Origin of the sequence: Pradoshia sp. (assembly GCF_051873915.1) — a bacterium.
Classification (GTDB): domain Bacteria; phylum Bacillota; class Bacilli; order Bacillales; family Pradoshiaceae; genus Pradoshia.
Map to the genome: position 1 here is coordinate 1 of NZ_JBJEFJ010000123.1, position 25,237 is coordinate 25,237.

23 protein-coding genes are annotated in these 25,237 nt (G+C 44.4%); 1 reads left to right on the forward strand and 22 read right to left on the reverse strand.

What is annotated here, in order from left to right:
• Nucleotides 1-45: 45 nt before the first annotated feature.
• The 6 genes from ACI35L_RS11105 to ACI35L_RS11130 form a co-directional block, all read right to left on the reverse strand.
• Nucleotides 46-1,317 carry a dihydrolipoamide acetyltransferase family protein gene (locus ACI35L_RS11105; protein ID WP_439802910.1) on the reverse strand — a complete coding sequence of 424 codons (1,272 nt, stop codon included), beginning with the start codon at nt 1,315-1,317 and terminating at the stop codon, nt 46-48.
• 24 nt (nt 1,318-1,341) lie between these two features.
• The gene (locus tag ACI35L_RS11110) at nt 1,342-2,325 is read right to left on the reverse strand and encodes an alpha-ketoacid dehydrogenase subunit beta (protein ID WP_439802911.1); all 984 of its coding nucleotides are present in this window, start codon (nt 2,323-2,325) and stop codon (nt 1,342-1,344) included.
• Nucleotides 2,325-3,332, reverse strand: coding sequence for a thiamine pyrophosphate-dependent dehydrogenase E1 component subunit alpha (locus tag ACI35L_RS11115; RefSeq protein ID WP_049670207.1), 1,008 nt, complete (start codon nt 3,330-3,332; stop codon nt 2,325-2,327). Before ACI35L_RS11115 ends, ACI35L_RS11110 begins: the two co-directional genes overlap by 1 nt.
• 27 nt (nt 3,333-3,359) lie before the next feature.
• Nucleotides 3,360-4,781: a dihydrolipoyl dehydrogenase gene (gene lpdA, locus ACI35L_RS11120; protein ID WP_049670206.1), complete on the reverse strand. Its 1,422-nt coding sequence runs from the start codon at nt 4,779-4,781 to the stop codon at nt 3,360-3,362.
• Nucleotides 4,782-4,881: 100 nt separating this feature from the next.
• Entirely contained in the window at nt 4,882-5,979 is a 1,098-nt protein-coding gene (gene bcd, locus ACI35L_RS11125) for a branched-chain amino acid dehydrogenase (protein WP_049670205.1), read from the reverse strand.
• A gap of 202 nt (nt 5,980-6,181) precedes the next feature.
• Complete coding sequence (locus ACI35L_RS11130) at nt 6,182-8,242, reverse strand: sigma 54-interacting transcriptional regulator (protein ID WP_049670204.1); 2,061 nt, start codon at nt 8,240-8,242, stop codon at nt 6,182-6,184.
• Nucleotides 8,243-8,383: 141 nt separating this feature from the next.
• On the opposite strand from ACI35L_RS11130, the gene ACI35L_RS11135 reads away from it, so the two are divergent.
• Nucleotides 8,384-8,632: a DUF2627 domain-containing protein gene (locus ACI35L_RS11135; RefSeq protein WP_049670203.1), complete on the forward strand. Its 249-nt coding sequence runs from the start codon at nt 8,384-8,386 to the stop codon at nt 8,630-8,632.
• 270 nt (nt 8,633-8,902) lie between these two features.
• Here ACI35L_RS11135 and ACI35L_RS11140 read toward each other — a convergent pair whose 3' ends face one another.
• From ACI35L_RS11140 to accB, 16 genes are all read right to left on the reverse strand, one after another.
• Entirely contained in the window at nt 8,903-9,628 is a 726-nt protein-coding gene (locus tag ACI35L_RS11140) for a glycerophosphodiester phosphodiesterase (protein ID WP_049670202.1), read from the reverse strand.
• A 158-nt stretch (nt 9,629-9,786) separates the two neighbouring features.
• A complete protein-coding gene (gene spo0A, locus ACI35L_RS11145) occupies nt 9,787-10,578 on the reverse strand; it encodes a sporulation transcription factor Spo0A (protein WP_049670201.1) in 792 nt (263 codons plus the stop codon).
• Nucleotides 10,579-10,833: 255 nt separating this feature from the next.
• The gene (spoIVB, locus tag ACI35L_RS11150) at nt 10,834-12,120 is read right to left on the reverse strand and encodes a SpoIVB peptidase (protein ID WP_439802912.1); all 1,287 of its coding nucleotides are present in this window, start codon (nt 12,118-12,120) and stop codon (nt 10,834-10,836) included.
• Nucleotides 12,121-12,315: 195 nt separating this feature from the next.
• Nucleotides 12,316-14,019, reverse strand: coding sequence for a DNA repair protein RecN (gene recN / locus ACI35L_RS11155; protein ID WP_049670199.1), 1,704 nt, complete (start codon nt 14,017-14,019; stop codon nt 12,316-12,318).
• A 16-nt stretch (nt 14,020-14,035) separates the two neighbouring features.
• Complete coding sequence (ahrC, locus tag ACI35L_RS11160) at nt 14,036-14,485, reverse strand: transcriptional regulator AhrC/ArgR (RefSeq protein ID WP_049670198.1); 450 nt, start codon at nt 14,483-14,485, stop codon at nt 14,036-14,038.
• 150 nt (nt 14,486-14,635) lie between these two features.
• The gene (locus ACI35L_RS11165) at nt 14,636-15,472 is read right to left on the reverse strand and encodes a TlyA family RNA methyltransferase (RefSeq protein WP_049670197.1); all 837 of its coding nucleotides are present in this window, start codon (nt 15,470-15,472) and stop codon (nt 14,636-14,638) included.
• A 2-nt stretch (nt 15,473-15,474) separates the two neighbouring features.
• On the reverse strand, nt 15,475-17,370 hold the full coding sequence (gene dxs, locus ACI35L_RS11170) for a 1-deoxy-D-xylulose-5-phosphate synthase (RefSeq protein ID WP_049672816.1): 1,896 nt from the start codon (nt 17,368-17,370) through the stop codon (nt 15,475-15,477).
• Nucleotides 17,371-17,379: 9 nt separating this feature from the next.
• Nucleotides 17,380-17,991 carry a hypothetical protein gene (locus ACI35L_RS11175; protein ID WP_049670196.1) on the reverse strand — a complete coding sequence of 204 codons (612 nt, stop codon included), beginning with the start codon at nt 17,989-17,991 and terminating at the stop codon, nt 17,380-17,382.
• Nucleotides 17,992-18,709: 718 nt separating this feature from the next.
• Complete coding sequence (locus tag ACI35L_RS11180) at nt 18,710-19,600, reverse strand: polyprenyl synthetase family protein (RefSeq protein WP_049670195.1); 891 nt, start codon at nt 19,598-19,600, stop codon at nt 18,710-18,712.
• Between the two features lie 2 nt (nt 19,601-19,602).
• A complete protein-coding gene (gene xseB / locus ACI35L_RS11185) occupies nt 19,603-19,836 on the reverse strand; it encodes an exodeoxyribonuclease VII small subunit (RefSeq protein WP_049670194.1) in 234 nt (77 codons plus the stop codon).
• Nucleotides 19,829-21,181, reverse strand: a complete 1,353-nt coding sequence (xseA, locus tag ACI35L_RS11190; protein ID WP_439802913.1) for an exodeoxyribonuclease VII large subunit — start codon at nt 21,179-21,181, stop codon at nt 19,829-19,831. Before xseA ends, xseB begins: the two co-directional genes overlap by 8 nt.
• Nucleotides 21,182-21,278: 97 nt before the next feature.
• On the reverse strand, nt 21,279-22,136 hold the full coding sequence (folD, locus tag ACI35L_RS11195) for a bifunctional methylenetetrahydrofolate dehydrogenase/methenyltetrahydrofolate cyclohydrolase FolD (RefSeq protein WP_049670192.1): 858 nt from the start codon (nt 22,134-22,136) through the stop codon (nt 21,279-21,281).
• Nucleotides 22,137-22,180: 44 nt separating this feature from the next.
• Nucleotides 22,181-22,567, reverse strand: coding sequence for a transcription antitermination factor NusB (nusB, locus tag ACI35L_RS11200; protein WP_049670191.1), 387 nt, complete (start codon nt 22,565-22,567; stop codon nt 22,181-22,183).
• 249 nt (nt 22,568-22,816) lie between these two features.
• A complete protein-coding gene (locus tag ACI35L_RS11205) occupies nt 22,817-23,224 on the reverse strand; it encodes an Asp23/Gls24 family envelope stress response protein (protein WP_049670190.1) in 408 nt (135 codons plus the stop codon).
• A gap of 28 nt (nt 23,225-23,252) precedes the next feature.
• Nucleotides 23,253-24,605 (reverse strand): acetyl-CoA carboxylase biotin carboxylase subunit, encoded by a 1,353-nt coding sequence (gene accC / locus ACI35L_RS11210; protein WP_439802914.1) that lies wholly within the window; start codon nt 24,603-24,605, stop codon nt 23,253-23,255.
• 10 nt (nt 24,606-24,615) lie between these two features.
• Entirely contained in the window at nt 24,616-25,122 is a 507-nt protein-coding gene (gene accB / locus ACI35L_RS11215) for an acetyl-CoA carboxylase biotin carboxyl carrier protein (RefSeq protein WP_439802917.1), read from the reverse strand.
• Between the last annotated feature and the right edge of the window lie 115 nt (nt 25,123-25,237).

A 25,237-nucleotide genomic window follows, 5' to 3' on the forward strand; every position in this document is an offset into this window, starting at 1 on the left:
TAAAAAGAACTGGATGAAAGGCTCATCCAGTTCCAGCAGAAATCATTAATAAATCGAAACCGTTTTTTCACTTGTTCCTTCAAGGATTTCTTTAATCCTTGCCAAGAAACGTCCGGCCACTAAACCATCAAGCATACGATGGTCGATGGAAAGACAAAGATTAACCATATCTCTAATAGCAATCATATTCCCTTCCATCACAACCGGCCGCTTCACAATGGATTCCACCTGAAGGATGGCTGCCTGCGGATAGTTGATAATACCCATGGATTGGATGGAACCAAATGAACCGGTATTATTTACGGTGAATGTTCCTCCCTGCATATCATTCACGGATAGCTTTCCGGAACGCACCTTACCAGCCAGTTCATGAATCTCGCGGGCAATTCCTTTTATCGTTTTCTCATCGGCATGCTTAATGACCGGCACATACAATGCATCATCTGTCGCCACGGCAATCGATAAATTGATGTCTTTCTTGTGGATAATTCTGTCTCCATCCCACATTGAATTCATTTCTGGGAACTCCTTAAGTGCTTGTGCCACAGCTTTAACGAAGAAGGCAAAATACGTCAGATTATAGCCCTCACCCTCCTTAAACGCTTTCTTCAAGGCATCACGAGCAGATACAAGTCCGGTGACATCTGCTTCCACCATTGTCCAAGCATGAGGTATCTCCTGCTTCGTTCTAGTCATATTCTTTGCAATGGCCTTACGGACACCTGTGACCGGGATAATGGTATCATTTGCGGCCGTTTGAATCGTTTCCTTTCTTTGAGCCGTTTCTCGCTCTTGTTCTTTAGGGGCTGATACCTCCGCTTTTGTCTCAGGTTCAGCTGATATCTTCCTTGATACACCATTTTCAACGGCATTCAAGACATCCTTACGAGTAATTCTTCCCCCTGCACCTGTTCCTGTGAGAGTTTTCAAATCAATATTATGCTCTTCGGAAAGTCTTAGCACAGCAGGTGAAAAACGCGGTTTCGCCTCTGAAGGGGTCCCTTTTCCCTCTTGATTCTCCACTTTCACAGGAGCTGTTTCCGGTTTGTCTTCTGTATCAGTTCCTGTTCCTTCTGTTTCTATTTCTATGCTGCAAATCAGCTCACCGACTGGCACGGTCTCCCCTTCTTCTATGAGCAATTCCTTGATGGTTCCAGTAAACGAGGAAGGTACTTCAGCATTCACTTTATCCGTCATTACCTCTGCTATTGGATCGTACTTCTCCACATGGTCGCCCGGCTTCACTAGCCAGTTAGAAATCGTACCCTCTGTTACACTTTCCCCAAGCTGGGGCATTTTCATTTTTTCTATAGCCATTGTTAACTCCTCCCTCCTAGTTGTCTAGAATTCTGCCAATTCCTTCATTGCCTTTTCCACTTTATCAGGGTTCACCATGAAGAATTTCTCCATTGTTGGTGCGTAAGGCATCGCAGGAACATCCGGCCCGGCCAGTCTCTTAATCGGCGCATCCAAATCAAATAGGCAATGCTCCGCAATGATGGCCGAGACCTCGCTCATGATGCTGCCTTCCTTTGTATCCTCTGTCACCAATAGAACCTTGCCGGTTTTTCTTGCCGCTTCAATGATGGCTTCCTTATCAAGCGGATAGACCGTTCTAAGGTCAAGAATATGAGCGGAGATACCATCCTTTTCAAGCTTCTCTGCAGCTTGGAGAGCAAAATGGACACATAGCCCGTAGGTAACGACCGTGATATCTTCGCCCTCTCGTTTCACGTCTGCCTTTCCGATTGGCAAAACATAATCATCTGTCGGGACCTCGCCTTTAATTAAGCGATACGCTCGCTTATGCTCAAAAAACAACACGGGGTCCTCGTCTCGGATGGCAGCCTTCAAAAGCCCCTTCGTATCGTATGGTGTGGAAGGTATGACAACCTTCAGCCCCGGCTGATTGGCAAAGATGGCTTCAACTGATTGCGAATGATAAAGCGCTCCATGAACTCCTCCTCCAAACGGGGCCCTTATCACGATTGGACAGTGCCAGTCATTATTGGAGCGATAGCGTATTTTCGCTGCTTCAGAGATAATTTGGTTCACAGCCGGCATAATGAAATCAGCAAATTGCATCTCGGCGACTGGGCGCATACCATACATGGCCGCACCAATACCGACACCAGCAATCGCCGATTCAGCAAGCGGCGTGTCAAGCACACGCGCCTCTCCGAATTGGTCGTACAATCCAGCAGTAGCCTTAAAGACGCCTCCCTTTTTGCCTACATCCTCACCGAGAACAAATACCCTCTCGTCTCTTTCCATTTCTTCTCTTAAAGCCATGGTCACGGCATCAATATAAGATATAACCGGCATTAAACCGCCCCCTTCCCTTCGTCATACACATGATTCATTGCAGTCTCTGCCTGTGCATAAGGTGCATTTTCCGCATATTCCGTCGCTTCGTTCACAAGCTTCATTACACGTTTATTGATTTCTCCCTCAAGTTCATCATTCAAAACTCCGTTCTCCTTCAAATAAGCGCCAAATGTGATGATTGGGTCATTTGTTTTTGCCTCTGCCACTTCATCAGGAGCACGGTAGGAACGATCATCATCATCGCTTGAATGGGGGGTCAGCCGGTAAGATACGGTCTCAATCAAGCTTGGGCCGCCGCCGTTTCTTGCTCTGTCTGCCGCTTCCTTTACCGCTTTATATACCTCAAGCGGGTCATTACCGTTAACTGTTACTCCAGGCATTCCATAGCCTGACGCCCGGTCGGATACCCGTTCGCAGGCGAGCTGCTTTTCAACCGGCACAGAGATGGCATATTGATTGTTTTCACACATCAGGATGACCGGCAGCTTATGTACCCCGGCAAAATTTGCCCCTTCATGGAAATCCCCTTGATTGGATGATCCTTCCCCGAAGGTAACAAATGTCACCAAATCTTTATTTTGCATCTTCCCTGCCAGCGCAATGCCGACTGCATGCGGCACTTGAGTCGTCACAGGCGATGACCCAGTAACAATTCGGTTTTCCTTCTGTCCAAAGTGACCAGGCATCTGTCTGCCGCCTGAATTGGGATCCTCTGCCTTCGCAAATCCTGACAGCATGAGCTGCTTGGCTGTCATTCCAAAGGTCAAGACAACCCCCATATCCCGATAGTAAGGAAGAACATAATCTTTTTTCCTGTCCAGCGCAAAGGCAGCACCGACCTGAGCTGCCTCCTGCCCCTGACAGGAGATAACAAATGGAATCTTGCCTGAACGATTTAATAACCACATACGCTCGTCTAGTCTTCTTGCCAAAAGCATGGTTTCATACATATCTAATACAGTTTGATTGGATAATCCTAACGATTCATGTCTAGCCTCAGCCATCTAAATTCCCCCTATCAATCTCTTTTATTACAAATGCAGTGCCATACCATCCACCGCAAGGGCCGCCTCCCCAATTACCTCTGACAAGGAAGGGTGCGGATGTATGCTTGAAGCAACCTCCCATGCTGTTGCATTCAAGACAAGCGCAAGACCTGCTTCTGATATCATGTCAGTTACATGAGGTCCAATCATATGAACGCCCAGAAGATCATCGGTTTCTTCATCAGAGATGATTTTCGCAAATCCCTCCGTTTCTCCAAACACCAATGCCTTGCCTAAAGCTTGAAACGGGAATTTCCCGACCTTCACCTTATGACCTCTCTTCTTTGCTTCCTCTTCCGTAATACCGACGCTTGCTGCCTCTGGACTGCTGTAAATACAGCGCGGGATGAAATCGTATTGGATTGGCTCCGGCTTTAAGCCTGCCATATGTTCCACCGCCTTGATTCCCTCATGACTTGCCACATGGGCCAGCTGCATTCCGCCGATGCAATCACCAATGGCATAAATATGGGATTCTTTCGTTTGAAAGAATTCATTTACACATATGAATCCTCCCTTGATCTCGATATCGGTATTCTCTAACCCTATTCCACTCGTATTGGCATCACGGCCAACTGACACAAGCATTTTTTCTGCTTTATACTCCTTAGTAGTTCCATTTTCCTGGGCTGAAATGGACAGACCACTCTCGGTTGAAAGTGTTTCAGGCAGTACTTTAGACCCTGTTATGATGTTAATTCCTTTTTTCTTCAATGCCTTTTCCATTGCTTTGGATAAATCCTTGTCCTCTAAAGGCAGAATTCGATCCGCATATTCGACAATCGTCACATCCACATCAAAATCACGAAGCATGGACGCCCATTCAACACCAATGACTCCACCGCCGATTATCAGCATGGATGATGGTAGCTTATCAAGTGTTAAAGCCTCATCAGAGGTTATTACCGTTTCGCCATCAATGGCCAGACCAGCAAGCGTCCTCGGTCTCGATCCAGTGGCAAGAAGGACATTTTTCGGAATAAGGATTTCATTTTCCTCGCCATTATTCATTTCGACGGAAACCGTACCAGGCATTGGCGAGAAAATCGAAGGACCTAAAAGACGGCCATACCCCTCATAAAGATCAATCTTTCCTTGTTTGATTAAGTATTGGACACCAGCATGCAGTTTATCTACAATGCTTTGCTTCCGTTTTTGTACAGCTTTGAAGTCGAGAGCTGCTCCTTCTGACTGAACACCAAAGTCTGCAGACTTTCTTACGGTTTGATATACCTCAGCACTTCTCAGCAATGCCTTTGAAGGAATGCATCCGGCATGAAGACATGTTCCCCCAAGTTTACCTGCTTCGACAATAGCCGTTTTTAAACCGAGCTGAGAGGCTCGAATAGCAGCAACATATCCGCCTGTTCCTCCACCGAGGATAACAAGATCATACTCTGTCGACATAAAAGACACCCTTCCCTGTATGAATCGCCGCCTATTTGGCGGCGTCATTATCTATGTTCAATCCTGACAGCCTCCAAGAGATGAAGGACTATCATCTCTTTTAGCGGCGACGATTTAAAATATGACGCCCATTCATGAGAAATTGGCTTCTTGAATTCTTGAGCTTTTCAATTCGCTCCTCAGCCATACGGTCTGCTGCCATATAGGTTGGAATTCCGTCACGTTTGGCAATTTCGATAACTCGTTCAATATTATTGTAAATCAGCTCTACCTTCTTTAATGCGCGCTCTTGATTGTAGCCATAGAGCTCATCAGCTACATTGATGACTCCGCCGGCATTGATGACATAATCTGGAGCATAAACAATCCCCATCTCATGGATGGCATCGCCATGTCTTGTTTCTTTGAGTTGATTATTGGCCGCACCGGCAATGACCTTCGCCTTTAATTGCGGAATTGTGTAATCATTAATCGTTGCCCCTAGTGCACATGGAGCATAAATGTCACAGTCAACACCATAAATCTCATTAGGGTCAACGGCTTTGGCACCAAATTGTTCTACAGCCATTTGAACGCTATCTTTGTTGATGTCGGTTACGATCAATTGAGCTCCCTCTTCATGCAGATGCTTGCATAAATTAAAGGCTACATTGCCTACACCTTGGACCGCGATGACTTTTCCTTCAAGAGAGTCTGTACCAAACGCTTCCTTAGCGGCTGCTTTCATCCCGCGGTAAACACCAAATGCCGTTACTGGAGATGGATTGCCAGATGAACCAAATGCCGGAGAGATACCTGTAACATAATCCGTCTCTTCATGGATAATATCCATATCAGCTACTGTCGTGCCTACATCCTCAGCCGTGATATAACGACCATTAAGCCCTTGGATATAACGGCCGAACGCACGAAACATTTCTTCGTTCTTGTCCTTGCGCGGATCGCCAATTATGACGGTTTTCCCTCCTCCAAGGTTTAGGCCTGCAGCAGCATTCTTATACGTCATCCCTTTAGCAAGACGCAGGGCATCCTCAATAGCTGCATCCTCTGATTCATATGTCCACATTCTTGTGCCGCCAAGAGCTGGCCCTAGCGTTGTATCATGAATAGCGATGATCGCCTTCAATCCAGATTGCCTATCCTGTACAAATAATAATTGCTCATAATCATATTGCTCCATATATTTGAAAAGCTCCATCTGTCATTTCCCCTCTCATCTTCTTCAAAGTCTAGCAGACTCCGGTTCTCTTTTTTGTATTTTGAGAAAATATTACTTTTCCGGAAAGCCAATAATAAATAATGCAAGAATCATGCCAAAACCATCATGCTTCAATAAAAGAATATAGATAATATAATAATCGTGCAATTTATTTCAAAAATGAAAATTTTTGCACGCAAAATTATTCTGAATTATATTTCGTTAATTTATAGTATAGGTTTCGTATGGAAAGACCCAATTGCCGGGCAGTCGCCGTTTTATTGCCATGCAGCTCTTTTAACGTCCTTTGGATGATTTCTTTTTCAACATTTGCCAGCTGTTCAGCCAGACTCACTGAGTTTTCCAATCGGATATGTTCTTGATTACGTTCCTCATATTGTTCATTTTTCAAAAACAAAGAGGGTAAATGGGTTTTCTGAAGCATTCGTTCATGCATATCCATGAAAATAATAGCTCTGCCCAGGATATTCTCCAGCTCCCGTACATTCCCTGGCCAGCTATACCCTTCAAGAACCTGAATGGCATCCGGGCTGATTGTCTTAATATCACGGCCATATTCTTCGTTCAGCTTCTTAAGCAGATGAATGCTGAGAGGGGCTATATCCCTTGGTCTTTCCCTCAGCGGCGGTATATAGATGGGCATCCGGTTTATTCGGTAATACAAATCCTCCCGAAATGTCCCATTTGCAATGGCTTTCTCCAAATTGACATTGGTTGCAGCAATAACCCGTACATCAATTTGAATCGGTTTCGTTCCACCTACGCGCAGGATTTCTCCTTCCTGAAGTACACGGAGTAATTTCGCCTGTGTACCGGGAGTTAGTTCGCCAATCTCATCTAAGAAAATACTCCCTTTATGAGCCTCCTCGAAAAAGCCTTTCTTTCCGCCTCTTTTAGCCCCGGAGAAGGCTCCCTCCTCATAGCCAAACAACTCGCTTTCAAGCAGGGATTCTGCGATTGCTGCACAATTCACACGAACAAATTGGTTATATTTACGATCGCTGGCATTATGGATTGCATGGGCAAATAATTCCTTGCCCGTCCCCGATTCCCCTCTTAATAAGACAGTTGCAGAGGTTCGCGCATACAGCCTGGCTTGTTCAAGGCATAGGCTCATTTCCTTTGATTCACCAATGATATCGTCAAAGGTATACTTTGCTTCAATCTTGCGAATCATTTGACGAGCGCGCTGCAGTTCCTTCGTTAAGTTCTGGATCTCGGATAAATCATGGATGACCCCGACACTGCCCTTCAGCTCGCCGTTTACCATGATCGGCGCCACATTAACGATCACATCCCGCTTAGCCGGACCAACCTTCATCCGTGCTCCACGAACCGGCTTCTGGGTTTTTAGTACCTGCATATGCATGCTCTCGCCTTCAACGATGTCTGCTGTCGCAGGCTTGCCGATTACATCTGATTCCTCGAGACCGGTAATCCTTGAATATGCTGGGTTTATCAAGAGCCCTGCACCCTTTTCATCGACAACAGAAATAGCATCATCGCTTGAATGAATGATTGCTTCAAGCATTTTTTGGATATGCTTTAAATTCGTGATTTCTTCTGCAAGACGGGTCATTTCTGTAATACCTTTGAAAATGGCAAATGCGCCTAAGATCTCCCCTTGTTCATTCTTGATGGGCATCCTTGTCGTAAGAATGTCCCGTCCATTATCAAGCCTTGCCCGCTGATTGCTCTCTGTCATTGCTGTTCGGATAATGCGAGGGAGAGAAGAGGCGGGCATAACCGCTTGTATAGAATATCCAACGGCGTTCTCTGCCTTTATTCCTGTTAAATTCTCCGCTTCTTGATTAAAGAAAACAACTTGTTCATCTTTATTGATCACAATCATTCCATTATCCGAGATGTTAAAAACGAGCTCGCGCAAGTATGCCTCTTCCTGGGATTTCTTCATTAATTCCTCTTTTTCCTGGATGAGGTTTGCCAGAATAAAGGCAACCCGTCCCTGAACTAGGATGGTCTCTTCTTCCTTCTCACGAGCAATTTCTTGATAGACGTTATCATTGCCTGTTACTTCAAAAATGATATCAGGCGGATGCTTAATCAAACGAGACCAGCTGCTTGCTGTTTCAATCTGATATATGCGTGCGAGCTTCATTCCTTCTGCATCCGGGTTAGAATCAATGACGCCGATTACGCGGTAATCCTTCGCCATCAGCAGGAAGTTGAGAATAGCTGTTCCTCCATTCCCTGCTCCGATAATCAGCACTGTTCTTTCCATGTACTCCCCCCAAGCTTCTCTCGGCATGCAATTTTTTTCACATTAATACTACCATATTTATCCTGAAAAAACTTGACATAACTTCCGAATTTTATAAAGATGAATAAGTAAGATACTTTCATTAGGTGAGGGTGAAATGAAATGCAGCGTGCGGTTGCGTTTATCCTTTTATTGATTCCGGGCTTTTGCACGGCACTTGGTATCAAGTGGATGAGAGATATGCTTTTTGGGAAATTAAGTCCTCTCTTACCCGCTTTATGGGTACAATTTTTAGTAGGTTTTTTCTTGTTTGCTGGCGGCTTAGCCTTTATTGGAGGATTTATTTTTTATCGAGATCGCAAACGAAATAATGTGCAGGATCGCTTCAAAAGACGCCCTGTCCAAAAATAAACCCGGCAAAGAGGTCGAGCCTCAATTGCCGGGTTTTATTTTCGTCCATCCCGAAAAAGAAATAGTCCATTATACCTATATTCCCTACATATTTCTTGGCCATGCAAGCCTCTATATGTCGGAAAGGGGTTCACTCGCTATGTATGTCGGTTTATCAGATTTCTTTTTTTAAACCTTCCGACGATATCCGAAACGGAATCGACAAGGAAGGCAAGAAGAAAGAAAGCCCGCAAAATAAACGGTAAACTGACATTCCTCCAAACCCCTATGTCATTCATAATCCTTCCGCAGCTGGATGGCGAGGTCGGGGTCATCCGTGATAAAAGCAGAGCAGCCTGCCTTAAATAAGCGTTTCATATCCCCTTTTCGGTTTACCGTATAAGGTCTCACCGCTATTCCTGCTTCCTGGCATTGCTTGATTATTCCATCAGGTGCTGCGCGAAATTTTGGGTGGATCGATTTTGCCCGAATCGATTCCGCATACACCCATGGCATATAAAGTCCATCTGAGTATAAAGGGGCCGTCTCAATATCGGGTGCAAGCCGGTAGCAATAAACAAGACTGTAATGATTGAAGGAAGAAAGAATGACCCTATCCTCCAAACCAAATTCTCGTATCAGCTCAATCACTTTCTCCTCCATCCCCTCATATGGATAGATTGCATTCTTCAATTCAATATTCAGGAGGAGATTCGTTCCAGACAGCCATTCCATCACTTCTCTTAATGTCGGGATTCCCGCAAATTCCACTGTCTTGGAATTATTCGCTGCATTTAGTTTCCTTAACTCTTCAAGCGATAACTCACGGACAGAGCCCGTTCCATCTGTCGTACGGTCAACTGTTGGATCATGAATCACGACTAATTCACCGTCCAGACTCAGCTGCACATCAAGCTCAATTCCGTCCGCACCTGCATTTAGAGCCTCCTTAAACGATATCATAGTATTCTCGGGATAGAGGGCCGCATATCCCCTATGTCCAAATATAAGTGTCACGAAAAAACCTCCGTTCTCTCTAGTTCATTCCTCTCTAGCATACAATAAAAAACACCATTATTACCGCATAATATCACAATTCGGCAGTAATGGTGCTTTTGCATAAAGTTTGATAGCGTTTTAAGTATTTATTCATCATAAATGCGAGGCATAACGGCTTATGAGGCTTTATGCTCAAGGCGGAGTTTATCAGCCACCATCGCAATGAATTCTGAATTGGTGGGTTTCGCCTTTGTCATGCTGACTGTATAGCCAAATAATGAAGAGATGGATTCAATATTCCCCCTGCTCCATGCCACTTCAATTGCATGACGGATAGCCCGTTCCACCCGGCTTGCAGTTGTATTGTATTTCTTGGCAATATCAGGATAGAGGACCTTTGTGATGGACCCTAACAGCTCGATATCATTGTATACCATAGAAATAGCTTCTCTTAAGTACAGATAGCCCTTGATATGTGCCGGTACACCAATCTCATGGATAATACTAGTGATACTCGCATCTAAGTTAATTGGTTTCGACTCTACAGGCTGCCTCGGGGCATAGCTGTTTGAACGTGCAATTCCAGCGCCTTTTTCACCGGATTGCCTAATATGATTGACGAGGTTTTCCATATCAAATGGCTTCAGGATGAAATAGGAAGCACCAAGCTCTACCGCTTTTTTTGTCACGTCCTCCTGGCCAAAAGCAGTCAGCATGATGACATTAGGAATAGAAGTGCCTTTTTGAGAGTCCTTTATTCTTTCCAAAACAGCCAAACCATCTAAATGGGGCATAATGATATCAAGGACCAACACGTCTGGACTTACTTGTTCAAGCATACTCAGGCAATCCTGGCCATTATGGGCTACCCCGATCACTTCCATATCCGGCTGTTCACTAATATACTCTTCCAATAAAGCAACAAGTTCACGATTATCATCAACAATACATACTTTTATTTTTTTCAACCAGATATCCTCCTCAAAACTCATTTTCCTATATTTACTAGTATTTCTATACTTTATTCTAACCGAGATATTCGACATTGCAATATAAAAAGTACCTAAAAATCAAAAAATGCTTAAAAAGAATGATTTAAACAAGTTTCTCTTTTGTTTACTCCTTTTTTCGACCTTTTTCACATCTTTTTACAAACTTCCATCCAAATTTGTCGAATCCACTGTGAAAACGCTCTGTTTCGACTAAAAAAAAGCAGGTTTTAATCAACCTGCTTTCGAGTCCTTTTGATAAATATCTATACCTGCTTCGTTGAGCATCCATTCAATATGAACCCCGTACCCGCTTGTCGGGTCATTGACGAATACATGCGTAACCGCTCCAACAACTTTTCCCTTTTGAATGATTGGACTTCCGCTCATTCCTTGGACGATTCCTCCGGTCTTGCTCAATAATCTTTTGTCTGTCACCTTCAGAACCATGCCCTTTGTTGCAGGAAACTTTTGAGGTATAGTACTGATAATTTCAATCCCGAACTTTTCAACCTTATTTCCTTCCACAACTGTATAAATCTCTGCCGGACCTTCTTCTACCTCATTGGATAAAGCGATTGGAAGTGGTGTGTTCTTAATGCCGTTTTCCATCTGCTTTGTCAAACGGCCGAAAATACCGAATGGGGAATTACGAGTGATATTCCCAATCACTTCACGATCAGCCGCGAACCGGGCCAGCTTTTCACCTGGATTTCCGTTGCTTCCCTTTTCGATCGAGGTGACGGTAGATTTCACAATCTGCCCATCCTTCACCACAATCGGTTTCTTTGTATCCATATCAGAGATGACATGTCCCAATGCTCCGTATTTCCTTGTTTCCGGGTGATAGAAGGTCATCGTTCCGATTCCTGCCGCAGAATCGCGAATATAGAGACCAAGCTTATATACTTCCTCGTTTTTATCTTTTAAAGGCTCAATCTTCCTGGTAATCTTTTCATTATCACGAAATATATCTACAACCAAAGGTTCTGCAGATCCTCGATATCCGTTGACGAACGGGGCTACATCCTGCATTTTCGTGATTTTCTGTCCGTTTATGGCCATAATGATATCTCCGACCTTAATCCCGGCAATTTCGCCCGGGGACAGAGCGCCCTTTTCAGTTGTTATTTGGTGATGTCCGACGACCAGCACGCCAAGCGTATTTAATTTCACGCCAATCGATTGGCCTCCTGGAATGACCTTAAAATCCTTCAAAACCTCGATATTCATTTTCTTGACTGGGATACCTGCAATATTCAGGACAACTTGATCGTATCCACTTTTTGCTGCATGGATGCTTAATGCATCTGACTCTTTTGCAATCGACACGCTGTTGCTGGCAGAGACCACTTCTGCCTTCAGCAGATCACTCTTCGTTAAAGCTTTTTCTTGTCCTTCAAAAAGGGTTACATTGGTGGGAATTGCAAAGTATTGTTGTAATGGGTGGCTAAAGAAAATCGCTAACAATGAAACAAGGAGGATTATACCAGCTGTTTTTCTTAATGGTATTCTTTTCATCCATCCACACTCCTCGTTTCTTTGGCTACGTCTTTAATTTTTCCGGGAGAGGGCTTCTTTATAACCTTCCCTGCAAATAAAAAGCTGCCCATTCTGGATAGGAATAACATCATGAATAACAAAAAACTGATGAAGGGATTCATCAGTTTTCCGTGATTATTCCTATCTATTCAGTTTCTCCGCCATAAGCTTTTCTTATACCATAGCAGCTTTAATATGTTCCGCCTGATCAAGCATTTCCCGGACATGCTCCTCAGTCAAGGATGTGAGCTCCTTCCCAGAAATCATGCGGCCGATTTCTTCCACACGCTCCGCTTTCTCAAGAGGTTTCACGCTTGTTTTCGTTCTTCCTTCAATAATTTCCTTGGAAATGAACAAATGAGTATCAGCCATAGCGGCGACCTGCGGTAAATGGCTGATGCAAAGGACCTGCGAACCGTTCGAGACTCGATAGATCTTTTCAGCAATCGCCTGCGCAACTCTCCCGCTGACACCTGTATCCACCTCATCAAAGATAATGGATGTAATTCCTTGATGCTTGGAGAAAATATTCTTCAAGGCAAGCATAATTCTTGAAAGCTCCCCGCCTGAAGCAGTTTTCGAAAGCGGCTTCAAAGGTTCACCCGGGTTGGCGGATATATAAAATTCAACTGTATCCAATCCGTTTTCATGAATGGAATCATCATATTCCTTCAGTTCAAGGAATCGAACATCAAATACAGCTTTATCCATATATAGCTCCTTGAGCTCTTGATGAATGGCATCTGTCAAGGACATGGCGTATTTCTTCCTTCTATCCGTCAATTCAGCACCAGCAAGCAGTACTTCCTTCTTTATAGAATCCAGCTGTTTAGACAGCTTCTCAATATGGCTTTCCCTGTTTAATATCGTGTCTATTTCTTCTTCAATGGCCGCACCATATTCAAGAATCTTATCAATTGTATTGCCATATTTCCGTTTCAGGTGATTGATTTCATTCAAACGGGCTTCTATATCATGCAGCCGTTCCGGTTCATACTCAAGCATATCGAGCTGCGTACGAACCGAGCTTTTCGCATCCTCCAACAAATAAAAGGCATTCTTGACTGTTTCTGATAATTGCCGGTACTCTTCATCCAAGCTTTCAATTCTCTCGAGCTCTGTCATCGCATTTCCAACCCAGTCAAGGCCGGTATTCTCGTTGTTGAGGGAGCCATAAGCATTATTCAAGCTCTGATGGACTCTCTCGAAATTGCTGAGCTTCTGCCTTTCTTCAAGCAGCCTGTCTTCTTCATCAGGCTCAAGACCCGCATTCTTTATCTCATTGTATTGGAATTGGATCAAATCAAGCCGATGGGCCATCGTTTGCTCATTTTCGCTCAGTTTATTAAGCGATTGTCTTGTTTCATGGTATTGCTTGTAATGGTGCTTATATTCCCCAAGAGCCTCATTGATTTCATGTCCACCGAACTCATCAAGAAGCGGCAGGTGATAATCGGGGTCCATTAGCTCCTGATGCTCATGCTGGCCATGAATATCAATCAGCTTACGCCCTATTTCTCTCAACGTTGAAATCGTAACCATCTTGCCGTTTATACGGCATATACTTTTACCGGACATATACATGGCACGCTGAATGATGATTGCATTGTCTTCTGACTCAATGCCAAATTCCTGTGCTTTTAAAATTGCCGGGTGCGAATTGTCAGGTAATTGGAAAAAACCTTCAATTTCTGCTTTGTCTTCTCCGTGACGGATGAACTCTGCTGACCCTCTTCCTCCCACTAACAATTGAATGGCATCGATAATAATCGACTTCCCTGCGCCAGTTTCCCCTGTCAGGACTGTCAGCCCTTGATGAAGAGCGAGAGTCTGCTTCTCTATGATGGCGAAATTACGAATGGATAGCTCCAATAACATATTTTCATCCCACTTTCTACAACATGTCTAAGAAACGTTCTGTTATAATATCTGCCTGTTCCTTTTCCCGGCAAATAATTAAGCATGTATCATCTCCACAGATGGTTCCAAGAATCTCTTCCCAATCCAAATTGTCAATGAGCGCACCAATAGCTTGTGCATTGCCAGGCAAAGTTTTCATAACTAACAGATTATTAGCAGAATCGATCCGAACGAAGGCATCCATTAATGACCGCTTTAATTTCTGCAAAGGGTTGAAGCGCTGATCTGCAGGCAGACTGTATTTATAACGCCCATCCTGCATAGGTACCTTCGCTAAATGTAATTCCTTGATATCCCTTGAAACGGTTGCTTGGGTTACATTTACCCCTTCAGCACGTAAAATATCAACTAAATCATCCTGTGTCTCTATATTGTTATTCGCAATGATATCGCGGATTTTTATATGTCTTTGTCCCTTATTCATGGTTTTGACACCCCTCATTATACGTTGATCTTTCGTCTCCCTTAATGTTAGCGGATTTTGTCGTAAATGTACATGTATTTTTATGCATAGGATGTATACAAAGCAAACCCCCGCGGCACAAACGCCGGCGGGGGAATAGATATCTCTATATTAGGATTCTTCGTTCTTTGCTTTTAAGGTCTGATGAGCTTCCTCGACGACTTCAGCCAAGTCTATATGAGGCAAATCGGCTGTCAGCTCTTTGTCTTCACCCGGCCAGTATAGATGGAATAAGAATTCAATATTCCCGTCTCCACCCGTAATAGGACTGTAGGTTGCCTCCTTCAGAATATAACCCTCACTTACCACAAAGTCACGCATATCCTCTACAACCTGCAAATGCACCTTCTTGTCACGAACAATTCCTTTCTTTCCTACTTGCTCGCGTCCTGCCTCAAACTGTGGTTTCACAAGGCAGACAACATCTCCCCCAGGTACTAATATCCTTTTTAAGGCTGGAAGGATTAGCCGCAAAGAAATAAACGAAACATCAATAGAGGCAAATTCAGGCATTCCCTCGGTAAAGTCCTCCGGAACAGAATGACGGAAATTCGTTCTTTCCATGACAATAACACGCTCGTCATTGCGAAGCTTCCAGGCAAGCTGATTATATCCTACATCCACCGCATAGGATTTCTTGGCCCCATTTTGCAGGGCGCAATCGGTGAATCCGCCAGTGGAGGAGCCAATATCAATCATTAATTTATCCTTTACGGATAAATCAAATTCGGACAAGGCTTTTTCAAGCTTGTATCCGCCCCTTGATACATAGGGCATGACCTGTCCTTTTATGGTAAGAGGGGCATCCTGGGCAATCTTTTCACCAGGCTTATCCATCCGAAGTTCATTGGAATAAACCAAGCCTGCCATCACTGCCCTTTTTGCCTTTTCCCTTGTCTCAGCAAGGCCTCTTTCTACTAATAAAACATCAATTCGTTCTTTTTTCATTTTTAATACGCCTTTTTCGTTTCTTTATAGGTCATTTTCGTTAAATGTTCAATGGCAGCTTCTGTAGTCAAGTGAATATCTGCAAGAAGCCTGCTTACGCTGCCATGTTCAACAAATTCATCAGGAATTCCCATCCGTTTAATATATGCTTGGGAAAAGCTGTGCTCCTCAGCGAATTCTAAAACGGCACTGCCAAACCCGCCTTCAAGGACAGCCTCCTCAATAGTGAGAATTGGAAGATTGGATGCCAAGATTTCAGAGAGCATAGCTGCATCAAGCGGTTTGATGAAACGAGCATTGACGACCTTAACTTGTACGCCTTTCTGAGCCATTGCCTCTGCCGCTTCAAGCGCCATTGGAATAGTCGTTCCAAATGTTAAAATAACAGCATCCTTCCCTTCTCGAAGGACTTCCCATGTGCCGATTGGAATAATTTCTAATTCTTCATCCATCTCAACACCAAGACCATTTCCTCTTGGGAAGCGCATCGCGATTGGACCATCATTATATTTAATAGCTGTATTAACCATATGCTGCCCTTCATTCTCATCTTTAGGCATCATCAGCACTAGATTCGGCATTGAACGCAGGAAGGATATATCAAATACCCCTTGATGTGTCTCTCCATCAGCACCGACAAGGCCGGCACGATCGATCCCGACAAAGACATTTAATTTCTGGCGGCAAATGTCATGCAGCATTTGGTCATAGGCACGCTGAAGGAACGTAGAATAGATGGCTAAAAATGGCTTCATCCCTTGAGTCGCAAGCCCGGCTGCAACGGTGGTGGCATGCTGCTCCGCAATGCCGACATCAAACATTCTATCCGGGAATTCACTAGCAAACCCAAGAAGCTTAGAGCCTACCGGCATCGCCGGTGTAATGGCAACTATACGGTCATCCTCGCGTGCAAGCCGTCTGACAGTTTCACTGACGAGTGCACTCCAAGCTGGAGGAGCATTGACTTCCTTAATAATGTCCCCAGTTTCCATCTTATATGGACCCGTCCCATGCCAAGTTCCTACGGCATCCGTTTCAGCAGGATCATAGCCTTTGCCCTTCTTCGTAATCACATGAAGCAAAACAGGGCCTTTCGTCTTTTTAGCATATTTTAGGTTTTCAGATAATTCATCAAAGTTATGTCCATCAACAGGTCCGAGATACGTAAACCCAAGCTCCTCGAAAAACATTCCGCTCACTAAGAGATACTTAAGGGAATCCTTCACGCGTTCAGCTGTAGTTGCAAGCTTACCGCCGACTGCAGGGATTTTCTTAAGAAGAAGCTCCAGTTCGTCTTTGACATAATTATACTTCCCGGCTGTTCTCATCCGGCCAAGAATGGAGTGCAGGGCACCGACATTCGGTGCGATAGACATTTCATTATCATTTAGGACCACAATCATATCCTTTTTCTCATGGCCGATATGATTAAGGGCTTCAAGCGCCATGCCGCCTGTCAGGGCACCATCTCCGATAATAGGCACAATATAGCTTTTCTCCTTTTTTAAATCCCGGGCAATGGCCATTCCCATCGCCGCCGACAAGGAGGTTGAGCTATGACCTGTTTCCCATACATCATGCTTGCTTTCGTTCATCTTTGGAAAGCCGCACAGTCCTTTGTATTGACGGAGTGTATCAAATTGGCTTGCGCGTCCGGTCAATATTTTGTGTACATAGCTTTGGTGGCCGACATCCCATAACAATTTATCCTTTGGGCTGTTAAACTCCTTATGCAAGGCAATGGTAAGTTCAACTACCCCTAGGTTTGGGCCGATATGCCCGCCGGTCTTTGACAGCTGCTCAATCAAAAATGTTCTTATTTCCTGTGACAACGCTTCAAGTTCTGCGTTTGTCATCTTCTTTAAAAAAGATGGGTCCTTTATAGACAATAGATCCAACAGGATCACTCACTTTCGTTTCGTATTCTTTTGAGTCGTTTTGCCCCTATTTTCTTTTATTATAACAATTTGGAAGTTTCGCTCAAGAAAGGATAACATTTTTCCGACTCCAAAGATAATATCTTTAGAATGCTGGATGGCAAATGTCTTTCCCATCGCTTTGCCTCCGACGGTTAATGCTGCGATCGTACTCGTCAGAACGATGGAACTGATACTCTCTGATGGAGACGCTTCGCCCCATTGGAAACGAAGAGCCAGCTGCGTAATAACGAGGGCAGCCGCTGTCCCGCTTACAATCCCAGAGATATCACCAATCACATCATTGCAAAAGCTCGCGAATCGGTCTGCATTCCGTATAATCCGAATGGAATGCTTCGCGCCGTGAATCCGCTTCGATGCCATTGCATGAAAGGGCGTTTCATCTGCGGCGGTTGCTGCAATTCCAATCATATCAAAGAATATGCCAATTAGTACAATGACAAGTACAATCGCAAGACCAACACTAAAGCTTACCCCCTTTAAGGAAAGCGTAGAGGCCACGGTAAAGATAGCTGCTAATATAAATGTAATGATTGAGATCGTAATTGTCCATTTCGCTGTCTTCTTTAGAGTTTCCTTCATGTTGTAAGTAAGACACATCCTGTATGTAAAATAAAGCTTGCTAAGCGCAAGCTTTGTTCTTTTCGTATAGAAACGAGTGGCCATAAATAGAGTTAATTTTACGGCTTAGGTCCAGTAGGATTTCCCAATCAGCTGCCGAATGTCGCCATCTCGGCGGTTTCCCTTTAAAGCCAACTCAGCCCCGTCTCCGAAAGCTGGACTGGATTGCCACTTAGTCCGCACCTTAATCCTCTATATATGTCATTGAACGAACAGTCTAGGGGATTTCCCCGGCGGCCTTTAACCAATTCCTTAGCCTCTTTTGCAAAGCAGATTTCATGCATGACAGACCAGCAAATATATCAATGGCCAACTGATGTATATGCCTAGTACGCAATCCCCTCATACTTCACTCAAGGCAGGCTACGCTGCACGCAGTTTCCTGATATGCAGGTTTTTCAATATCCCCCTTGCAAAAGGAGAATAAAGCCTCCGCGGAATCAGGGTCATCGCCCACATGCCATTGTGGATCGCCCTAATTCCTTACTCCCTGGACCGACCCAAAGCTGGGCGCTCCGAGCCAATCCAACGAACTTCATCGATGTGCCCTCTAGTGAATTTTTAGCCTCACCCTCCAGAACGGTAGACCGACTAGAATACTGCACCACTCGAAATGTACAATTAGTATAGCACACAACTTAAATGGACGTAAGTGGATGTCAGTGGAAACGATGGGCAATCAATGGTCTCTTTTTGCAACTAATTCCAGCATTTCAGCTAATATGCCGGCTTGGAAATTAGTATTTCCGAGCGCTTCATTTGCCATATTAACATGGAAACCCAGCTTCTCCTTAGCCCCCTCCATGGAAAGGAGAGAAGGATAGGTGCTCTTATGATTCGTTTCATCACTTCCCACCGGCTTGCCAATCTTGCTTTCGCTTCCTTCGATATCGAGGATATCGTCCCTGATTTGAAAGGCAAGTCCAAGATGATGGGCATACGTCTGCAAATGCTCCTTCTCCCAATCATCTGCACCAGCTAAAATGGCCCCTGCAAGAATGCTGTAGGATAACAGTTTACCAGTTTTATGTACATGGATGTATTCAAGCTCTGATAAACTCAAGTTCCTCATTTCACCTTCCATATCAGCAACCTGCCCGCCGACCATTCCTTCTGCACCCGCAGCCTTGGAAAGCTCAGCAACCAATTCAAGGGCAACGGCCGGGTTCTGCCGAGCTTGCTCTTGGTTAGCAATCACCCCAAAAGCTAGGGTGAGTAATCCATCGCCAGCAAGGATCGCTGTTGCCTCGCCATACACCTTATGATTAGTCGGCTTACCTCGGCGCAGGTCGTCGTCATCCATGCTCGGCAAATCGTCATGTATTAATGAATACGTATGAATCATTTCAATCGCACAGGCCGTATCAAGACCAATCAGCGGATTTTTCCCAAATGCACGCAATACAGCAAGAACAAGCAGCGGGCGAAGTCTTTTCCCTCCTGCCTCCAATGAATAATTCATGGCAGACCTTAGGTTTTCAGGCGTATTCAAATCAGAGACAATACCCTTCATTCTCTCTTCAATCTTTCGCTTATATTCTCGAGAAAAGGCCTCCAGCAGCTCTGCCACGCTTATTCCTCCTCTTCAATAGAGAATGGTTTTAACGCATCGTCTTTCATGATAAGCGTAAGCTGCTCCTCGGCGGTCTTTAGCTTATCATGGCACCATTTGGATAATTCCATTCCCTCTTTATAAAGATTAATGGATTCCTCCAGCGGCACCTCTCCATCCTCTAAACGCCCTACGATTTTTTCAAGCTTTTCCATCGCTTCCTCAAAAGTAATGTTTGACTGTTCCTTAGTCATTGGAATCACTCTCCCTAATCTCATTAACGGTACAATCCAGCTTTCCGTCCTGGATGACAACGGTCAATCGATCGCCGGCCTTCACCGAATCCCTTGTCTTAATCAGTTCATCCTGCTCATTATAAACAAGGCCGAAGCCTTTCTCCATAATCTTGAGCGGACTCACAGCCTTTAAGAGAGACACCCTGTTTAAGTATGCCTGCTGCTTACGCCGAATAATGGCTGCCTCTGCCCTTGTCATTCGGCCCTGCAGCTGTATGATATCCGCTGATTTCTTCGAGATTGTGCTCAGCGGATTATGACGTTCAATCATCTTCGCCAAGTGCTCGAGCTTGTCTCCTTTACGTTCAAAGTAAAGTGTACTGTTGCGTGCAATCCGCTCCGTCACTCGGTCCAGCTGTTCCATCTTTTGCTGATACAGCAGATGCGGGTATTTAAAGGCATAAGATTTTTCTATTGACACGAGTCGTTTCTTTTCACTTTCAATACGTTGCGTTGTATAGCGGCTGATTTTTGCTTCCATCATCTTGATTCTCTCAGCGATATCACTCACCTTTGGTGCAGCCATTTCCGCTGCCCCTGTTGGTGTCGGTGCCCTCAGGTCAGCAACGAAGTCACTGATCGTCGTATCTGTTTCATGTCCGACAGCTGAGATAACCGGAATCTGTGAATTAAAGATGGCTCGGGCGACAGGTTCCTCATTAAAGGCCCATAGCTCCTCGATAGACCCGCCTCCGCGCCCGACAATCAAGACATCAATTGGATGCTGATTCGCCGTCTCAATGGCGTTAACGATGGACGGCGCTGCCTGTTGTCCTTGGACGAGTGCAGGGAAAATGAGGACCTCTCCAATTGGGTAACGCCTCTTTAGGGTCGTGATGATGTCTCTTATCGCTGCTCCAGTCGGGGAGGTAATGACTCCGATTCTCGCTGGAAATGCTGGAATTGGCTGTTTATGCCGAATGTCGAAAAGACCTTCCTGCTCGAGCTTTTTCTTCAATTGCTCATAAGCGATAAATAATTCTCCAATTCCATCAGGCATCATTTCTTTTATGTACATTTGATAGCCGCCTGTCGGCTCGTATACACGGACCTCTCCTCGCAAAAGCACCTTCATCCCATTCTCAGGGTCAAAGGCAAGCCCTCTTGCCGATTGAGCGAACATGACAGCATTAATGCGTGATTTCTCATCCTTTAACGTTAGATACATATGTCCGCTTGAATGCCTTTTGAAGTTTGAGATTTCCCCTTTCAAATAAATATTATCTAAATTAGGGTCTGCATCAAACTTGCGCTTAATGTATTTCGTGAGGGCGGCCACTGTTAAATATTGATTTTTGTCCATTGGCATGGCCTCCTTGGCATAATATTCATCCATAGAAAAAAAGCTGCCGCAAATCTCATTATAGCAATTTCCGGCAGCTTTCAGGTAACATTGAAATTTATGATTGCTTTTGGACCATCTTTGCTGCCTGAACAGTATTGTACATCAGCATCGTGATGGTCATTGGTCCTACACCGCCTGGCACAGGGGTAATGTAGGAGGCCTTAGGGGCGACATCCGTGTAATCAACATCCCCGCAAAGCTTATTTTCCTCATCCCGGTTCATGCCGACATCAATGACGATTGCTCCCTCTTTGACATCCTCCGCTTTAACCATTTTTGCGACCCCGACAGCGGCGATCAATATATCCGCTTGAGTGGTGAAGGCTCTCAAATCCTTCGTTCTGGAATGACAGTAGGTAACTGTTGCATCCTCATTAAGGAAAAGCTGTCCAACCGGCTTACCGACAATATTGCTTCGGCCGATAACAACGACATGCTTTCCTTTAATGTCAATTCCCGTTTCCTTTACCATCTTCAGAATGCCAAATGGCGTACACGGAAGAAGAGCTTCTTGTTTCGTCATCATGCGCCCAATATTAATAGGATGGAAGCCATCGACATCCTTTGCAGGGTCAATGGTTTCGATGACGAGCTTTTCATCAATGTGCTTTGGCAATGGCAATTGAACCAATATGCCGTTTATCCTTGGATCAGCATTTAATTCACGTAAACGACCAAGCAATTCCTCTTCCGTGACAGAGGCAGGAAGCTTGATAAGCTCCGAGTACATCCCAAGCTGTTCACAAGCCTTTTCCTTGTTCCTGACATATGTATGAGAAGCTTGGTCATCTCCAACTAATATAACTGCAAGCCCCGGGGTTACCCCTTTGCCCTTCAGTATTTCAACCTCCTTGGCAATGTCCTCTCTAATAGAGGCCGATATGGCTTTTCCGTCTAATATGTTTGCTGGCATGACTCCTGCTCCCCCTTAATTCACTCTCTATTTATAGCAAAGCTTTATAAAGAATTCTTAATCTTAGATAAAACAGCGTTCACGAATTTCGGCGATTGGTCATCACCAAACAGCTTAGCCAATTCAATAGCTTCATTGATGGCAGCATTTTGCGGAACATCCTTGCTGTATAGAAGCTCATATGTTGTCAATCGAAGGATATTACGGTCAATATTCGATAAACGGTCCAGCTTCCAGTTCTCCAGGTTCGACTCAATCATCCGATCAACCTCAGCTGCATGGTCTGTTGCGCCGTCTACCAATTCCATTAGATAAGAATCTGCTTCAGATTCTTCAATTACATGCTCCAGCGCTGTTTCTTTTTCGACTTTCCCTACATCTATTTGAAAAAGAGCTTGAAGAGCCTTTTCTCTTGCCTCTCTGCGTTTCATGAATTACTATTACTCCTTTGTCTAAAAATACGAAGCATCTGCTCGCACTTCATTTCATATATGAAGATAATAACACATCAAGCCCTTGAAAGGTAGTGTGCGGTCATCTTTTTGGAAATTGCTGCATCAAATTCTTTTCTCATGGACGACAGAATCTCCGCATGAAGTATTCCCGCCTCCGTTCATCCGTATACATACAATAAGAGACCAGGACCCTATAAAAAGGGCCATGGTCTCTTATGGATGTTCTTAATGCTGTTCTTCTACTTCAGGTTCAGCTTTTGCTGTCTCAAATTGTACGCCGACAATGTGAATGTTTACTTCATTCGCATCGAGCGCAGTCATATTAAGTAACGTTTGGCGGATATTATCCTGTGCTTCCTGCGCAACTTTCGGGATGGAGATTCCGAATTTCACCAGGCAATACACATCTATTTTAATGCCATCTTCACTAAGCTCAACCTTGACGCCTTTTCCGTGGTTTTTCTTTCCTAGCTTTTCGACAACGCCTGAAGCGAAATTCCCTCTCATTTGTGCGATTCCTTCCACTTCTGAAGCAGCTAAACCAGCAATTACTTCAATGACTTCAGGGGCAATTTCAACCTTGCCTAAACCGCCATCATATCCATCCATTTCCAATGCATGATTTTCACTCATGTCTAACACCTCCAAATCATCTACTCTATTATGAGTTCATCACGTCGTAAGTTTCAAGGAATTTCGTATTAAAATCACCAGAAACAAAAACATCATGATTTAATAATTTTAAATGAAAAGGGATTGTCGTATCAATACCTTTTACGACAAACTCATCCAAGGCTCTTTTCATTTTCTTGATTGCTTCTTCCCTTGATGGTGCATGGACGATTAATTTAGCGACCATAGAATCGTAAAACGGCGGGATAGAATAACCGGTATACACTGCCGAATCAACCCGGACGCCAAAGCCTCCAGGAGGAAGATACATATCCACCATGCCTGCTGACGGCATGAATTTCTTCTCCGGATTCTCCGCATTTATACGGCATTCGATCGCCCATCCATTCATTTGTACATCTTCTTGCTGAATGGTTAATTTCTCGCCAGATGCAACAAGAATCTGCTCCTTGATTAAGTCAATCCCTGTCACCATTTCTGTTACAGGATGCTCAACCTGGATACGCGTATTCATCTCCATGAAATAAAACTTACGGTTTACATGATCATAAATGAATTCAACCGTACCGGCACCGGAATATTGTACAGCCTTCGCAGCAGTGACGGCTGCCTGTCCCATTTCATCACGCATCTCGCTGTCAATGGCTGGTGAAGGAGTTTCCTCAAGCAATTTCTGGAGCCGTCTTTGAATAGAGCAATCACGCTCTCCAAGATGAATGACATTGCCATAATGATCACCAAGTACCTGGATTTCCACATGTCTGAAATCCTCAATGAATTTCTCTAAATATACACCCGGATTGCCGAAGGCTGTTGCTGCCTCCTGCCTTGTGATTCGATAACCCTTCCGAAGTTCATCCACATCCTTCGCCACCCGGATCCCTTTGCCGCCGCCGCCGGCTGTCGCTTTAATGATGACCGGATAGCCAATGCTCTCAGCTGTTTTAACAGCTGCCTCCTCGTCCTCAACAATCCCTCTTGAGCCGGGAACGATTGGAACACCAGCCGCTCGCATTGTCTCACGGGCTACATCCTTCGTCCCCATTTTTGAAATGGCCTCAGAGGATGGACCGATAAAGGTTAAATGACACTCTTCACACATATCAGCGAAATCAGCGTTTTCTGCCAAAAATCCGTATCCCGGATGAATGGCATCACAGTCTGTCAGCTTCGCCAGGCTTATAATGTTTGTTGTATTTAAGTAGCTGTCTTTTGATGTGGTCGGACCAATACAGTAAGCTTCATCCGCTAATTGTACATGCAAGGCTGTCTTGTCTGCCTCTGAATAAACCGCAACTGTTTCAATGTCCATTTCTTTACATGCCCGAATAATTCGGACCGCTATTTCGCCCCGATTGGCAATTAGAACTTTTTTAATCATCTTGTTCCTCCTATTCGGGTTTTACCAAGAATAAAGGCTGTCCGTATTCAACCAATTGGCCGTCCTCTACAAGAATTTCCTTGATTTCACCGGATACTTCCGCTTCAATTTCATTAAATAATTTCATTGCTTCAACGATGCAGACAACGGATTCGTTCCCTACTCGGTCTCCAACCTTCACAAATGGATCATCATCAGGTGAGGAGGCCTTGTAAAAGGTTCCAACCATTGGGGACGTAATCTTATGATAGCTTGTCTCATCCTTGGCCGCTGGCACGGATGCTTCACCTGACTGTATTGGCGCCGGGCTTGCTGCCGGTGCTTCGGCAGGCTTAGGCATTTCTGCTTGGGCAGCTGGAGCTTTCACAACTTCTGGAACAGGAGCTGAGGCGGCTTCAAGTTTTTCCTTTGCCCCTCTTTTGATTTCAAGTCTGGTTCCCTCTTGTTCAAAGACAAATTCATCAATACTTGTTTGATCGATTAATCTAATGATTTCACGTATTTCCTGTACCTTCATCAAGATTCAGCCCTCCTAGTTATTTACAAAATAATTCATAAAAGCATGAATATGTAAAAAATACCATATAAGCCTATCATAATATTTTTTGGCAGAAAAGTGAACGGTTAAAAGA